This is a genomic window from Chryseobacterium sp. NRRL B-14798 (assembly GCF_050470705.1).
Classification (GTDB): Bacteria; Bacteroidota; Bacteroidia; order Flavobacteriales; family Weeksellaceae; genus Chryseobacterium; species Chryseobacterium cupriresistens.
Window position 1 is genome coordinate 3,582,026 of record NZ_JBFLUL010000005.1, and the last position, 15,730, is coordinate 3,597,755.

12 protein-coding genes are annotated in these 15,730 nt (G+C 38.5%); 2 read left to right on the forward strand and 10 right to left on the reverse strand.

What is annotated here, in order from left to right; translation table 11 throughout:
- Position 1: 1 nt before the first annotated feature.
- Both AB1278_RS16530 and AB1278_RS16535 read right to left on the reverse strand, forming a co-directional pair.
- Entirely contained in the window at positions 2-298 is a 297-nt protein-coding gene (locus AB1278_RS16530) for a DUF3098 domain-containing protein (protein WP_110009308.1), read from the reverse strand.
- A gap of 2 nt (positions 299-300) precedes the next feature.
- The gene (locus AB1278_RS16535) at positions 301-1,200 is read right to left on the reverse strand and encodes a cell division protein FtsX (protein ID WP_110009307.1); all 900 of its coding nucleotides are present in this window, start codon (positions 1,198-1,200) and stop codon (positions 301-303) included.
- 91 nt (positions 1,201-1,291) lie between these two features.
- Here AB1278_RS16535 and rsmA point away from each other — a divergent pair, with 91 nt between their 5' ends.
- Entirely contained in the window at positions 1,292-2,062 is a 771-nt protein-coding gene (gene rsmA, locus AB1278_RS16540) for a 16S rRNA (adenine(1518)-N(6)/adenine(1519)-N(6))-dimethyltransferase RsmA (RefSeq protein WP_110009306.1), read from the forward strand.
- A 127-nt stretch (positions 2,063-2,189) separates the two neighbouring features.
- On the opposite strand, the gene AB1278_RS16545 is transcribed toward rsmA, so the two are convergent.
- The 8 genes from AB1278_RS16545 to AB1278_RS16580 all read right to left on the reverse strand — a co-directional run bounded on the left by AB1278_RS16545 (position 2,190) and on the right by AB1278_RS16580 (position 14,930).
- Complete coding sequence (locus AB1278_RS16545) at positions 2,190-4,547, reverse strand: choice-of-anchor L domain-containing protein (RefSeq protein ID WP_202838512.1); 2,358 nt, start codon at positions 4,545-4,547, stop codon at positions 2,190-2,192.
- 289 nt (positions 4,548-4,836) lie between these two features.
- On the reverse strand, positions 4,837-8,421 hold the full coding sequence (locus tag AB1278_RS16550; protein ID WP_202838513.1) for a choice-of-anchor L domain-containing protein: 3,585 nt from the start codon (positions 8,419-8,421) through the stop codon (positions 4,837-4,839).
- 168 nt (positions 8,422-8,589) lie between these two features.
- The gene (locus AB1278_RS16555) at positions 8,590-10,950 is read right to left on the reverse strand and encodes a choice-of-anchor L domain-containing protein (protein WP_202838514.1); all 2,361 of its coding nucleotides are present in this window, start codon (positions 10,948-10,950) and stop codon (positions 8,590-8,592) included.
- Between the two features lie 194 nt (positions 10,951-11,144).
- A complete protein-coding gene (locus AB1278_RS16560) occupies positions 11,145-11,711 on the reverse strand; it encodes a DUF1003 domain-containing protein (RefSeq protein ID WP_202838515.1) in 567 nt (188 codons plus the stop codon).
- An 11-nt stretch (positions 11,712-11,722) separates the two neighbouring features.
- Positions 11,723-12,493, reverse strand: a complete 771-nt coding sequence (locus AB1278_RS16565; protein WP_395972929.1) for a TIGR02757 family protein — start codon at positions 12,491-12,493, stop codon at positions 11,723-11,725.
- 6 nt (positions 12,494-12,499) lie between these two features.
- Positions 12,500-13,414, reverse strand: coding sequence for a ribonuclease Z (locus AB1278_RS16570; RefSeq protein ID WP_110009301.1), 915 nt, complete (start codon positions 13,412-13,414; stop codon positions 12,500-12,502).
- A 68-nt stretch (positions 13,415-13,482) separates the two neighbouring features.
- Positions 13,483-14,058 (reverse strand): RdgB/HAM1 family non-canonical purine NTP pyrophosphatase, encoded by a 576-nt coding sequence (gene rdgB / locus AB1278_RS16575; RefSeq protein WP_429815775.1) that lies wholly within the window; start codon positions 14,056-14,058, stop codon positions 13,483-13,485.
- A 41-nt stretch (positions 14,059-14,099) separates the two neighbouring features.
- Positions 14,100-14,930 (reverse strand): CPBP family intramembrane glutamic endopeptidase, encoded by an 831-nt coding sequence (locus tag AB1278_RS16580; RefSeq protein ID WP_343643192.1) that lies wholly within the window; start codon positions 14,928-14,930, stop codon positions 14,100-14,102.
- A gap of 109 nt (positions 14,931-15,039) precedes the next feature.
- On the opposite strand from AB1278_RS16580, the gene AB1278_RS16585 reads away from it, so the two are divergent.
- Complete coding sequence (locus AB1278_RS16585) at positions 15,040-15,729, forward strand: hypothetical protein (RefSeq protein ID WP_429815779.1); 690 nt, start codon at positions 15,040-15,042, stop codon at positions 15,727-15,729.
- Position 15,730: the final 1 nt, after the last annotated feature.

Consider the following 15,730-nt stretch of genomic DNA (forward strand, 5'->3'; position numbering starts at 1 on the left):
TTTATTTTCTTTTTAAGATCGCGTACACTTCTATTGCAAATCCTATAACAACAAACAAAGGTGCTATTCTGATTCTTCTGATAGAAAAGATCCCGTCATTCCATGAGTTAGGATCAAATTTCCCGTCTACTGTATTGGCATCAGGTCCCATCATAAGTAGAAATCCTACTACAATGAAGGCTAGTCCGATCAGCATCCATTTGAAATTCTGCTGTCCGAAATAGAAAGCGTTTTCCTGTGGTACTTCAGCTTCATGCCCGTAGTCTGAAGCAGAAAATTTATTTGTTTTTTTGCTCATTATTAAGAGTAATATAAATCGTCAACGTTTGATTTCAAGAACCTCCATGTAGCGAAAATGGTACTTAAGACAGAAATAAAAATTCCAACACCCAGTACCAGGATTACTAACCAGAAGTACTGGTTGTTGTCCTGTACGAAAGCAGAACCAATCTGACTGGTGAAATAATACCAGACTCCGCCCAAAGCGAGAAGACCTATTACAGAACCGATAGCTCCTAAAATAATAGCTTCCACAATGAAAGGTTTAAGGATAAATCTTCTTTTCGCTCCTACCAGCTGCATTGTTTTAATAATAAATCTCTTTGAGAATATTTTCAGACGGATAGAGTTGTTGATCAATACAACTGCCAATATCAGGAACAGGACTGAAAATCCTAAGATCCATTTCAGGATTCTGCTCAGGTTATTGTAGACATCTACCATCAGAGTACTGTCATTTTTAACATCAATAATTCCGGGAACGGATTTGATTTCTTTAATAGCTTCATCAATTTTTGCTGGATCTACGAACTCCGGCTTTAAAGCCACTTCAATAGAAGAAGGGAAAATATTTTCCTCAAACAATGCATCACTGTCGATTCCCATACTTTTCTTGGCTTCTTTTGCCGCCATTTCTCTTGAAATATAAGTCGCTTTTTTTACAGGAGCTAATAACTGTACCTTTTTAAAAGTTTCTTCCTCAAGTTTTGCAATTTTTACAGAATCTTTAGCGTCATAGTTTTCATCAAAGTAGGCATTCACTACCAACTGTTCTTTGATATAGTCAGAATACTTCTGGGCATTAATCAGAATAAGCCCCATTAATCCTAACAAAAATAACACTAAGGCAATACTTATCACTACTGTAATATTGCTGGACCGAAGCCTTTTCTTATTAAATTCATCTACAGATTTAGCCATTAATATTAAAATTTTTGGCTAAAATAGAAAAAATCTTCCGAAATTTGGGACGAAATAAAGAAAATCACTGTTAATAAAATCATAAAAAACTTTGAGTGTAAAAGCAAAAAAACATCTTGGACAGCACTTCCTGACAGATGAAAATATCGCAAGAAAAATCGTAGAAGGTCTTAGTTTTGAGAGCTATAACAACATCATGGAAGTAGGTCCCGGAATGGGCGTTCTTACCAAATATCTTCTTGAAAAGGATCAGAACATTTACCTTGCAGAAATAGACACGGAATCTATAGAATATCTGAAAAACAACTATGCAAAAGTAACTGAAGAAACTTTTGTAGGTGATTTTCTGAAGCAGGATTTCAGTTTTATCAAGGATGATCAGATTGCGATCATTGGTAATTTCCCTTATAACATTTCGTCACAGATTCTGTTTCAGATTGTAGACCATTACCAGCTGATCCCGGAAATGGTAGGAATGTTCCAGAAAGAGGTAGCGGAAAGAACGGCGGCTGTTCCGAGAACTAAAGATTATGGTATTCTTTCTGTTCTGATACAGGCTTATTATGATGTATCTTATATGTTTACGGTACATGAAAATGTCTTCAATCCTCCTCCAAAAGTAAAATCGGGAGTCATCAGGCTTACAAGAAACCCTAAAGAAGGGCTTGCGGGCAATGAAGTACTGTTTAAACAGATCGTGAAAACAGGTTTCAACCAAAGAAGAAAAAAGCTTTCCAATGCTTTAAAAACACTCAATATTCCTGAAGCCTTGAAAGGGCACGAATTTTTAGATAAGAGAGCAGAAGAACTGAGTGTAGCAGATTTTATACACTTTGCCAATCTGTGGAAAGAAAATCAATAAAACAATCATTATAAAGCTTCCTTACCGGGAGCTTTTTTGCTGAATACATTACAATACACTGTCCGTTAAAAGCAGAAAGCCTTTCAAATAAATTCGAAAGGCTTTCTTTTATATTACATTATCAATTTTAGTTTCTGTTTTTCAGCATGATCCATCCTGACCAGTTCATCTGAGCTTTTGATTTCGGATATTCAAAATTGAACTTATACCAGTATGTTGCTGTAGGAAGTCTCTTACCACTTACCGTTCCGTCCCAGACTGGATTTTCTTTTGAGAACCTGAACATTTCCACTCCATATCTGTCATAGATAGAACCCGTAAAGTTTTTAAAGTCTCCAAGAGCCTTAAGATCCAATACATCGTTAATTCCATCTTCGTTTGGCGTAATGATATTGTTGATCTGCAATGTAAAGAATTCAAGAGATCCCACACAATGCGTACCTACTCTTCTTACCAAAACAGTATAGTTTGTATTGTCTAAAAGATTCGTAAATACATTTGAATCCTGCCATGTGATACCACCATCAAGAGAATATTCCAAAGTGCTTGGTGTATTGTTCATTGGCGGGTTTTCAGCTGTAATTGTTACTGTTTTTTTGATGCTTTCATAATTTAATGCAGTAACAAAAGGAGTTGCTGCCCCCATTACTTTGGCTTCAAAAACTTTCTTACAGATACCATTATCAATTTCTACTGAGTAGATTCCCCATTGGTCTACATCAATTTTCCGTGTTGTAGCACCTGTACTCCAAAGATATTTATAACCATCACCGGCTCCTGCATCCAGAGTGACAACATCACCGACACACATTTCAACGTCTTTTAATGTAGAGGTAATTTCCGGTGTCACTTCAATTCTGATCGTTGCCGGATTAAGAGATTTACATCCTTTTGCTCCAATTGCATATACTGTAAATGTTGTAGTCTGATATAGAGTAACCGTCTGCATATTCCCTGTTCCCATGAAATTGCTCCAAAGATACGTATCTCCTCCTTCAGCCGTAAGGGTTACAGATTCTCCCGGACAGATTTTTATTCTCGAAGATTTCACTTTAGCGGTTGGTGTTGCTTCTTTCTGCAATGTCAATTCTACAATTTTGCTACAGAATCCTCCATTGGAAACAAGAACATACAGAATCTGGCCATCGTTACCATTATAATTTAAAGGTGTCTGGATATAGTTGTTATTCTGTGCAACAGCATCCGCCTGATTTTCATAAAATTTAAAGATTGCTCCAGGCGTTGGGCTGATGGTAGGCATAATTGTACTTAAATCGAAAGTAGTAATATCCGGTGTGGTACAAAGCAGTAATGTAGCATCCTGAGCCTGAGGTGTTGTTCCTCCGTGAATCTGGATTGAAGCTTTACCCGGACATGGATTACCAGGAACACTTACTTCGATTGTATAAGTACCAGGCTGTATTGCAGTAATGGTATTGGTTGTAGCATTCGGGATTGGTGCTCCATTAAAGAACCACTGGTATACAAGGTTAGGATCATTTACAGAAGCTGTAATGACCTGAGGTACATTATCACATACATTAATATCTGAAGGCAGTTTTGTTCCTGCAGGATCTAAAAGGTCTACCCCGATATTGAAAGATCCTCCTTCAAGGAATACAGCAGAATCATAACTATGGTCACTGTAATCAGCAATTACCATTTTGAAATGGTATTCCTGTCCTGCCACTACTGTTGCTGTGGCAGTCAATGGAATTGTTCTTCCGTTAAAGTTGGTTTCAACGTTACCTGTGTTGTAACCGGCAAAATACTGCTCGTTTACCGCACCACAACTGGTTCCGATTGCAGGGTGGATATTGGTAATACTTACCGGACCTGCACCTCCCGGAAGTACAGCCATATTCACATAAGGTCCACCTGAAGTAGGTCTCAACAAGATGGCAAATGCATCTGCAAAGGTACAAGGGAAAGATCCAGTATATTCTTCTGATGCAATAAGGTAATTAAATTTGATCTGAGAAGTTGTTGGAACGAAGTCAAACTCCAAAAGAACGGCATCATTCAGTCTGCTTTCCACAACCCCGATTACCTGTGCAAGATCAGCATCTGAACCTCCACCGTTAACATCACTCAAACCGCCTTCAAAAGTATTACCAGCTCTTCTTGCATACCCTGTGGAAAGAATAAGCCCGTCTTTAAAAGGGAAATTGGTTGCAGCCTTATGAAAATATCCCCATGCTCTGTTTGCCTCACTTGCAGCGTGGTTAGGAGTAATTTTTACATTGGTTACATTGGGAGTAAGGCAGGTATTGGTCCCGGAGGAGATCAATACATCTTTAACCATTTTTTCAATAGTGTAAGCGGTTTCAGGATACTGCGGAGCATTCACATCAATAAAAGCACCAGCTCTTGCAGACAGATTTGAGGGTGTTTCTTTGGCGTGTTTTCGTGGTGGCAGGTTTTGTGAAAATAAAAAAGTCGAGATGACTAAAAAAAATAAACAAAGCGGTAGATATCTTCTCATAATATTTTTGTTTCAACAAATTTAATTTTTTTTTAAATATCTCATATACATATTTGCATTTTTTACTATAAAAAAACAAAACAAAAAGCATTTACAGTAAATTTTCATTAATCAATCCCTATCCGGACAAATCATACCTGTTGTACCAACATCGTATTACAAATAATTTTAACATATTTTCCACTTATTTTACATAATTCACAAAAGACGATTAAATATATTCATCAAATCAAAAAAAAAATCTTTCATTACTGAAAGATTTTTTGATCAATTTTTATTTTTATAAAATCTAGTTTCTGTTCTTCAGGAGAATCCATCCTGAACGCTGTTCCATTTTCTTACTGGCTGGATTTTCCCATTGTACCCTGTACCAATAAGTAGCAGTAGGAAGATTAATTCCCTTTAAAGATCCTGTCCAGATAACATTTCCTTTACTTGCTTTGAATACTTCAGCACCGTACCTGTCGAAAATAGAAGCTGCGAAGTCTTTGTAACCGCTTATTCCGGTGAAATCAATAGTATCATTGATACCATCCATATTAGGGGTAATAGCGTTGCTGATAATGAATGTAAAATAATCCAGCGAAGTACCGCATTTAGCACCTTTCACTCTTACCATTACAGTATACATGGTATTGTTCAAAATACCTGTAAACACATTCGATTCGTGCCATGTCAATCCTCCATCGATGGAATATTCTAAAACTCCGCCTGTAGGGTTACTTGCCGTAAGCGTAAGAATATGATTATCATACACAATATTGGTAAACTGCGGCAGATCAGGATTAATAAGCTGTGCCGAAAAAGTTTTGGAACAAACCCCATTACTGATTGTCACAGAATATGTTCCGGGAATATTAGTTGTTATGGTTTGAGTAGTGGCTCCCGTGCTCCATACATAAGTATAGTTTGGTCCTGAACCGGCATCCAGTGTTCCTTTATCTCCGGCACAGACAAATACATCTTTTAAGGTAGAAACAATCGCCGGAACTACTTCAATAGTAACTTTAGCCGGATTCACAGAGCTACATCCGTTTCCTCCCAATGCATATACTGAATATTCTGTTGTTGCTGTAGGAGTAACTACCTGAGTATTTCCGTTTCCTGTGAGGCCTATCCAGTTATAAGTAATTCCACCTGTAGCAGTCAATGTTACAGATTCACCTTCACAAATTTTCAGCTTAGAGGCTGTAAGGCCTGCTATTGGCGGACCTACCTGAACAGTAACTGACGCTGGTGTGGCAGAAATACAACCATTTGCTCCAACAGCAAATACCGTATATACAGTAGTTGTGGTAGGCGAAACCACCTGGGTATTTCCATTTCCTGTAAGACCATTTCCCCAGTTATAGGTTACCCCTCCGGAAGCCGTTAATGTTACGGATTCTCCTACACAAATACGGGGTTGTGATGAAACTAATGCAGCAACAGGCTGTACTTTATCTTCCTGTACTGTTACTGTCGAAGTAAAGGTACAGCTCAGGTTTCCTGGCTGTGATACATTCGTCACTGTTAAAGTATAGGTTCCGCCGGCGCTTACCACAGGGGTAAGTGTATTAGCTCCTGAGACAATAGTACCTCCGGTGGTTGTCCATGCAATGGTAGATCCTACCGGTACAACAGATGCTGATGCATTGATGGTAACCTGTGGTGTTGTACAGGTAATTGTTTGTGGTGCAGCAATGGTAAGCGTAGTTTGAGCCGTGCTTAATAACTGCAGAGATACTACATAGCTGCAGCCTCCATTACTTACCAGTACATAAATAGTCTGGCTTCCTCCCGGCGGCGTATATGTTGTAGGTGCTGCAATAAAGTTTCCGTTAGCAGCATTGGCATCAGCCTGACTGACGTAGTAAGTAAAAGTAACTCCTGCAGTTGTGGTGATCTGGGGCTGGGCTTCCGTAAGATTATAAGTTAATCCCGGCTGATAACATTTATGAAGTGTTGCATTTTGCGCTGTGAAAGGTTCTGAAACTTCTATCGTTATCGTTGCAGGGTTTTGAGAAACACATCCATTCGCTCCCACTGCTGTTACAGTATAAGTGGTGGTGGCAGTAGGTGAAACAACCTGTGTATTTCCGTTTCCTGTAAGGCCATTACCCCAGTTATAGGTAGCTCCACCTGAAGCGGTAAGTGTTACAGAATCTCCTTTACAGATTTTTATTTTGCTTGCTGTAAGCCCGGTAACCGGCGGAGCACTGTTTCCTGTCACGGTTACAGTTCCTACCGCTGTACAGCTGATATTTCCTGGCTGATACACTTTTGTGATGGTTAAAGTATAAGTTCCTGCAGCATTAATCACAGGATTTAAAGTCGTTGCTCCTGAAACAATATTCCCTCCCGTAGTCGTCCAGTTGAAAGTAGCTCCTGCCGGATAAACGGAAGCTGATGCATCCAGCGTGGTCTGAGAATTGTTACAGGTAAGCACTGCCGGAGGGGCAATGGTAGGTATCATCTGTGGAGCTTTTACCAGTTGGAGTTGTGCTACTTTTGCACAGAAACCGTTGGCTACTCTTACATACACCGTTCCACCCGCACTCTGGTGAGCTGTTGGATTAGGGATTGTATTGGCATTTCCTGCATTGGCATCCGCCAAAGTAGTATAATATGAAAACACAGCTCCCGGAGTAGTACTTATAGAAGCTTGTGCTGATGTTAAATTAAAAGTTGCATTTCCGGCAGCATAACAGGCTGTTAATGTAGCATTCTGTACTGTAGGAGATGTTCCGCCAACTACTGTAATAGTAGCTTCCCCCGGACAAGTATTCCCCTGGATGAAAACCTTAACGGTGTATACCCCTGGTGCTATTGCCGTGTAACTTGCATTGGTAGCTCCTGCAATCGGAGTAGTACCCTGATACCACTGATACGTTATATTAGGTCCCTGCACAGAGGCTGTAAAAGTCTGTGGAGTATTATCACACATATTAACAGAGTCAGGAAGCTGCACGCCAGCCGGATCCAGGATTTTCACCCCGATATCAAATGACCCTGCTTCAAGAAATACTGCTGAATCAAAGTTGGGATCCTGATAATCCGCAAGCACAATTTTAAAATGGTAGGTTTGCCCGGGGATTACAGTTGCTTTGGCAGTAAGAGGAATGGTACGTCCGTTGAAATTGGTTTCAATCTGAGCGGTATTGGTTCCTCCGTAATAGGCTTCATTCTTAGGCCCGCAGTTTTGATATTGCGGGTGTATATTCGTTACACTTACAGGTCCTGCTCCTCCCGGAAGCACTGCAAGATTGGTATAAGTAGGATCTGTTGATTTTTTTAACAGCAGAGCAAAACCGTCTGTGATTGTACATGGAAAGTTTTGCTGATATTCTTTAGAAGCAAATAAATATCTGAATGAAATTTCAGTAGAGGCAGCCACAAAGTCAAATTCTATAGAGGTGGCATTCGTGAGGTTATTATTACCGATTCCCAAAGCATTCGCAAGATCTATATCACCTCCGGTTCCAAGATCATCACTTAAAGTTCCCTGAAGAGTGTTCCCTGCTTTATTGGCATATCCGGTAGAAAGGATAATCCCTTTGCTGAAAGGAAAATTGGTATTTGATTTATTAAAATATCCCCAGCTTCGGTTCTGGTTGGTAGCGGCCAGGTTGGGGGAAACGGTTACATTGCTTACACTTGAGCTGGTACAGGTGGAACCTCCGGATATAAGAACATCATTGATCAGCTGAGTAATAGGATAGCCGGATTCCGGGTAACTTGGTGCATTCACATCTATAAAGGCACCTGCTCTCAAAGAAGCAGCAGTAGGTTTTGATGCTATTTCTACCCTTCCTTTATTTTGAGCCAAAATAAAGTTTCCCATGAAAGCTAAAAATAACGCTAAAAATAAATTTCCTATCCTCCTATTTAACATTTTATATTATTTTAAACAAAAATACTATTTTTTTTAATTGAAATTCAAGTTAACACAATTTACATTATTACTAACGCAAATTTATTTATGTTAGAATATCAACTTTGTTTATTTTAAAATAATAAAAAAAGACTGACAAAATAGTCAGTCTTTCAGTTATAGTTCAAATTATTCTATATTTTTAAGCAATATCCAGCCTGTTTTCACAGTAAGTTCCTTGCTCGCAGGATCTTCGAAGGTTACCTGATACCAATATGTTGAAGTAGGAAGCTTTTTACCTTGGAAATATCCGTCCCAATACGGTCTGGTCTTCGCTGCTTTGAACACTTCTCTTCCATATCGGTCGAAAACCTGACCGCTGAAGTCTTTATAATTAACCACACCACTGAAATCTATGGTATCATTAATATTATCCCCGTTTGGAGTAATTACATTTTTCATAACGAATGTGAAGAATTCAAGGAAACCTACGCAGCTTGTAAATTTAACTCTTACCCTGATCGAAATGATTTTATTTTTAGGGACATTATTAAATACATTGGAAGACTGCCATGTAACTCCGTTATCTACTGAATATTCCAGGATACCGTTACTTGGATTATTTGCTGTAACGATCATGGTTCCACTCTCATTATAATCCACTTTTATCACTTCCGGAATTACAGCTTTAATCACCTGAGTTTCGAACTCTTTTGAACAAACCCCGTTACTGATTACTACTGAATACTCCCCAGGAGTACCTACTGTAATGCTCTGACTCGTTTCACCAGTACTCCACTGATAGGTATATCCTGGTCCTGAACCAGCATCCAGAATAATTTTATCTCCCTGACAGATATGGCCTCCTTTTAAATTTGAAACAATAGCCGGTACTACTTCAATGGTAATACGTGCCGGCTGAAGAGATTTACATCCCTGTGCTCCGATAGCATATACTGTGTAAGTGGTAGTCTGAGTTGGGCTTACCGTTCTGATTCCGCCGGTAGCGGCTGCTGAATCACTCCATTCATAGGTTACACCGCCGGTAGCGGTTAACAATACGGATTCTCCGGCACAGATTTTCAATCTTGGTGCTGTAACCAATGCTGTTGGTGTTTCTTCTTTTCTTAACGTTAAGGTTGCAATTTTACTACAGAAAGCACCATTGGAAACCAGAACATATAATATCTGTCCATCTGTTCCTGTATAATTGGTAAGATTGGTGATATAACTGTTATTTTGAGCCTGCGCATCAGCCTGATTTGCATAAAAACGGAATACCGCTCCCTGCGTTGTACTGATCAGAGGTTTTGCTGTTTCCAGATTAAAACTGGTAATTGCTGGTGTGGTACAGAGCTTAAGTTCAGCATTTTGTACAGTAGGGCTTGTTCCTCCAATAATGGTAATAGTAGCTTCGCCAGGACACTGATTTCCCGGAACCATTACTTTTACCGTATAAACTCCCGCCTGGGTAGCTACATACACGGCACTGGTTGCCCCCGGAATGGCCACTCCGTCTTTGTACCATTGATAAGTCATGCCCGGAATTGCTGCCACCTGTGCTTTCAATTGTTTTGGAGTATTATCACACATGTTGATACTGCCCGGCAGCACTACTCCTGCTTCATCTACAATTTTAATTCCTACGTCAAAAGATCCACCCTCTAAGAAAACTGCAGAGTCATGAGAAGGATCTTTTGCATCAGCCAATACCATTTTGAAATGATAGGTCTGCCCTGGAATTACATCTGCAACAGCTGTCAGAGGTGTTGTTCTTCCATAGTAATTAATAACCAGATGCGGATTGGCCAAAGCCCCGAAATAATTAGCATTGATAGGCCCACAGCTGAATCCGTTTCCTGCAGGAACGATGTTGGTTGCGCTTACAGGTCCGGCACCTCCCGGCAGTACAGCCAGATTGGTATAAGTAGGATCTCCCACTTTTTTCAGCAAAAGGGCAAAGGCATCGGAATACCCGTCACAAGGATAGTTGGAAGTATATTCATCTGAAACGAAGATATAATTAAATTTCACCTGATTGGAATTCGGAACGAAATCAAATTCAAGAGCCACGGCATCCGTTAAGCTAACGGTAGCTCCGGTAGCGGCTACAAGATCTGCATCACTTCCTGTTCCTACTGATTGTCCTACAGCTGACACATAGCTATTACCGGCTTCTGAAGCGTATCCTGTAGTAAGGACGATACCATCGGTAAAAGGAAAGCTGGTAGTTCCTTTATGAAAATATCCCCAGAATCTGTTGCTGTTAGTCACATCATGATTCGGAGATACGGTAACGTTGGTTACATTGGCTGTTGTACAGTTGGTACCGCCATTGATCAGAATATTCTTTACCAACTGTTCCGGTGTATAATTGGAAGGTGTATATGGAGGTACATTCACATCAATGAATGCTCCAGCTCTAAGACTGGCCGCAGAAGGTTTTATTTTTTCGGACTTCCTGACGGGTCTCGTCTGAGAAAATGTGGAAGCAGAAATCAATAAAAAAGAAAAAAGGAAAAAATAGTTTTTTAGTCTATAAATTAACATTTTGTTTTCATTTGTTCAAATGTAGCAAAAATAATTATACTAATTCCCCCTTAACCACTACTATTTTATAATTCATCGTGTACATTCACAATAAATTTTTCTTATCGTTACATTTTCCATAAATCATTAAACCGAACAATTCAGACATAAAAAAACAGACTAAGAGGTTTAGTCTGTTTCCATTTTTAATAAACTTATTCCGTCTGTTTATCATCTTTTTTCAGCTGATCTATTTCATTTTGTAACTGCGAGATAATATCCTTTAAAGCTTTAATTTCATTTTTGTTGGAGCTTACATTGCTCTTGAGCATTACATTTTTCGCTCTTTCATTGTGGTCTTCCTCATCCTCTTCTTCGTTGATCTCTTCAATATCCTCACTGATTTCCTCAATGTCTTCCTGGATATCTTCAATATCCTCATTGATCTCTTCAATGTCTTCGCTGATTTCTTCAAGATCTTCCTGAATGTCTTCGATATCTTCGCTGATCTCCTCAATGTCCTCCTGGATATCTTCAATTTTCTCGTGGCTTTTATTCACAGACATCTGAATGAAGATTGCCAGATAAATAGCTTCCAGGGAAAGTACGGTCGTAAGAATCAGAAGCATTTTATCAAAATCAACGATATTCAGCATCGGAAGTAAAAACGAGGTAAGGAACAGCAGAGTATGAACAATCAGGGACTGAATAGATCCGATCCATGAGGTAATGCTGTCTGCAATTTTCTCAAGAACTTCTGTTTTTTCGTTATATTTTTTCATCCTTTCTATTTTTACAACAGTTCTTTTGTTACTCCTAATCCAAACAATGCAAAATCATATTTTGCAGGGTCTTTTTCATCAAATTTTCTGATGGCAATATCCAGCTCCTCCACTGTTTTCCAATCATTTTGTGTCCTCGAAACCAATCCCAGTTTTCTGGAAATGTTCCCGGTATGTACATCCAGAGGAATGGAAAGATATTTTTGATCAATATTTTCCCAGATTCCAAAATCTACTCCTCTTTTGTCTTTACGCACCATCCATCTTAAAAACATAATAATCCTTTTGGCAGAGGAATTCTTATAAGGTGAACTGATGTGTTTATGGCTTCTGTGCTTTTCTGTTTCCAGAAATCCGTTTCTGAATCTTTCTATGGCATGCAGAAAGTTATTTTCTGTCTTTTTTACTTTAAATAAACTTTCCAGACTCTCATTTTCATTATAAATTCTGTTGAACTGTCTGATAAAATAAGAGAAATCCTGTCCGTTGAACGTTCTGTGAATACTTTTATCCTGAATACTTTCCAGATCTTTTTCAGAATAACTCATTACAAAATCATAGGGTGAATTTCCCATAATATCAAGCATTTTATCTGCAGAATTAATGATCGACTTTCTGTTTCCCCAGGAAATTGTTGCTGCCAGAAATCCTGCAATTTCAATGTCCTGTTTTAAAGAAAAGCGATGCGGAATCTGTATCGGATCATTTTCAATAAAATCAGGAGCGTTATACTGATCTGCTTTTTCGTTGAGAAAATCTCTGAGTTCTTCAAATTTCAGCATATTATTTTAAATCTTTACACTCTCCAATGCTTTTGGCAGAAATGTATTGGGAAATATTTCTCTCGCCTCATCAGTAAATACGGTCAGGTCCCCGTATCTATTAGAAAAGTGGCCTAAAATCAACTTTCCGACCTGAGCTTTCTGAGCTATCGTAGCAGCTTCCAAAGCTGTGGTATGACCTGTATAATCAGCCATTTCCTTAAGATCATGTAAGAATGTGGATTCATGGTATAGAACCGTTACATTTTTAATAATCGGGATGACACTTTCAAGATAACGGGTATCACTGCAAAATGCATAGGATACCGATGGAGCCGGATCAACAGTTAGAATTTCATTTTTAAGAACATAGCCATCACTCAGTACAAAATCCTTCCCTGCTTTGATATTGTGATAATCGCAGGTTTCAATTTCGCTGTATTTCGCAATCTCCTTCATATTAAGATGTCTGTCTTTCGGCTTTTCTTTAAAAAGGTAACCGTTACAGTAGATTCTGTGGTCCAGCGGAATAGTATATACTTCTACCCTGTTGTCCTCATATATTTTTTCAGAATAATCTTTATCCAGTTCATGATAAATCACTTCAAAACCACGGTGGGTTTCCGTGATCTGAAAAATGGTTTCCAGCATCTTTTTAATACCTTTAGGACCGTAAACATGCAAAGGCATATCTCTTCCTAAGAGACGGAAAGAAGCTATAAGCCCCGGAAGTCCGAAACAATGATCTCCATGAAGATGAGAGATAAAAATATGATTGATTTTTGAAAATCTTGCTTTTGCTTTTCTCAGCTGAACCTGTGTACCTTCTCCACAATCAATCAGGAAGAGTCTTTCTTCCATTTCCAGCAGCTGTGCTGTGGGTGAAGTGTTGATGGTAGGAATCGCAGAGTTAAAGCCTAATATTGTTAAATAAGTACTCAAATCAATAATTTATGATAACAAATGTACAACAGAAAAACTAAATGGGGATTTTGTCCTGATATTTAAACTTAATCGGTTACTTTTAAAAAATCCATAAACAGGTCTAATGCCTGTTTGCGGTGACTGATTTTATTTTTGTCTTCAGGATCCATTTCTGCAAAGGTTCTTTCATATCCTTCAGGAACAAAAATCGGATCATACCCGAAGCCTTTGAAACCTTTATTTTCTGTCAGTAAATTTCCATGAACTCTGCCTTCAAAATATTGAGCCCCGTTTTCATCATAATAGCACAGAACCGTTACAAAATAAGCCTTTCTGTTCTCAATTCCCTGCATTTCTTCCAATACCTTTTCGATATTTTTTGCGAAATCATGATCTCCGGCATAGCGGGCTGAGAAAATCCCAGGTCTTCCATCCAAAGATTCTACGACCAAACCGCTGTCATCTCCCAAACTTGGAACACCTGTTTTTTCATAGCAATATTTAGCTTTGATCAGGGCATTGGCATGAAATGAATCTCCGTCTTCTACAATTTCTTCGTGAATATTATAATCGGTAAGACTTTTCACCACGCAGTCACTTCCCAGGATCTGTTGGATTTCTTCTTTTTTATGTTCGTTGTGTGTAGCTACTAATAATTCCATTTCTATATTCATTTTCAATTTTACTTTCTTAATCGGGTTACTTACATTTCAGCATAATGTACTTTATACTTTTTCATAAACAGGTAATAGAATAAGGAAAAAAGTACAATTCCTGCAGCTAATACTAGCCATTCTGAAATATGAAGAACTTTTGCAAAACTCTCATCTTTACCATACAGAACCAACAACGACAGTGTTAAATTATTAAACGCATGCAGTAATATCGGCATCAGTAAAGATTTTGTTTTATAATAAACCAATCCAAGCACACAGCCCAGCATCACTGCACTGATAAACTGCCATGGATTTCCGTGAACTATTCCAAAAATAATGGAAGCATACAAAATTGTTTTCCAGGGTTCTACTCCTTTATTAATCAATCCTTTCTGGATAATTCCTCTGAAAATAATTTCCTCAAAAACGGGAGCCATAATAACAGTCATGATAATCATTATCACCGGATTATCTGTCAATTGGCTCATCAGCCTTGTAAAATATTCATAAAAATCTCCAAAAAAAGGCCCTGTAGTTGGGATCTGAGCGGCTACAAATTCAGAAATAAACATCATTCCCGCCATCATTGGAAAGATGAGGAGATAGGTTGAAAAATTAACTGATGACATGTTGAAATTAAGCTTTTTTTGCGTGGTACGCCTTACGATAAAAAAGTCAAAAAAGGCAATAGCAGTAAGGAATCCTACAGAATTCGCTACCATCAGAAACCAGTCTTTCAATTCAATATTTTCCCTGAAAACCACTTTCCAGAAAGTACTGAATAAAGAAACAGCCATTGTTCCCACGAATAATCCAACCACCAAGACTACACCGCCCAACCATGTAAACGTAAACTTCGGATATTTGCTATTTTCCATCCTTTCTCTCTAAAAAAGTTTATGAAAACAAAGATAATTTTTTTGACTGCTACAGGCAACTAAAAAAGGATTTTCTTATTTTCGTTCCTTTATCCATGAACATCACAAAATGAATACAGAATTTCCATTCCAAAGATTTGAGTCTGCAACCAACAGGTGGATGACTGTTGTTCTGAATGCTCTTTTCTTTGTGATGTTTATTTCTTTCGTTTTGCTTTTTGTTTTAGGTCCTGCTTACGGAATTTACAGAAGAGGGTTTGAAGCTATGCTGTACCCTGCCTTGATCAGTTGGGGACTTTCATTGTTGATTTTGATTCCTGCGATCCGTTATATTATTAAAAGGAAAAAGCCGGCCCATACAATTGTGGTTGATGAAACCGGCCTCTTATTTTATAATTCAAGAAATGAAATTGCAGATCAGATCCTCTACACAGATCTCCGGCCTTCAAAACAGAATTTTGATATTTACACAGTCAATCCGGTAGGATCAGGAATCACTCCTTTACTGGAAGTAACAGTCTTATCAGATAAAAAAGAAGAAACAACAAGGCGTATTGATATGAATCTACCTTTTAAAGTGGTTAAAAATAAATCTGCTTTGTATGCTCATTTTCTGCACGGCATTGTTATTTTCCGTCCTGATTTAACGATAGATCCTTTTGCTTTCCGTAACTACTCTATTGACACAGAAACATGGAAAGTAAACAGCAATGGAATTTCTCAGGGAGGCTGGCTCTTATTTCTGGCAGCACTCATAATTACCGCACTTATATGCGGGCTAGTTTTTTTTGTTAACTGAA

What these genes read in the sequence shown, in the direction of transcription:
- AB1278_RS16530 (WP_110009308.1), bottom strand. Translation starts at nt 298, where the DNA reads ATGAGCAAAAAAACAAATAAATTTTCTGCTTCAGACTACGGGCATGAA.
- AB1278_RS16535 (WP_110009307.1), bottom strand. Translation starts at nt 1,200, where the DNA reads ATGGCTAAATCTGTAGATGAATTTAATAAGAAAAGGCTTCGGTCCAGC.
- AB1278_RS16545 (WP_202838512.1), bottom strand. Translation starts at nt 4,547, where the DNA reads ATGAGAAGATATCTACCGCTTTGTTTATTTTTTTTAGTCATCTCGACT.
- AB1278_RS16550 (WP_202838513.1), bottom strand. Translation starts at nt 8,421, where the DNA reads ATGTTAAATAGGAGGATAGGAAATTTATTTTTAGCGTTATTTTTAGCT.
- AB1278_RS16555 (WP_202838514.1), bottom strand. Translation starts at nt 10,950, where the DNA reads ATGTTAATTTATAGACTAAAAAACTATTTTTTCCTTTTTTCTTTTTTA.
- AB1278_RS16560 (WP_202838515.1), bottom strand. Translation starts at nt 11,711, where the DNA reads ATGAAAAAATATAACGAAAAAACAGAAGTTCTTGAGAAAATTGCAGAC.
- AB1278_RS16565 (WP_395972929.1), bottom strand. Translation starts at nt 12,493, where the DNA reads ATGCTGAAATTTGAAGAACTCAGAGATTTTCTCAACGAAAAAGCAGAT.
- rdgB (WP_429815775.1), bottom strand. Translation starts at nt 14,058, where the DNA reads ATGGAATTATTAGTAGCTACACACAACGAACATAAAAAAGAAGAAATC.
- AB1278_RS16580 (WP_343643192.1), bottom strand. Translation starts at nt 14,930, where the DNA reads ATGGAAAATAGCAAATATCCGAAGTTTACGTTTACATGGTTGGGCGGT.
- AB1278_RS16585 (WP_429815779.1), top strand. Translation starts at nt 15,040, where the DNA reads ATGAATACAGAATTTCCATTCCAAAGATTTGAGTCTGCAACCAACAGG.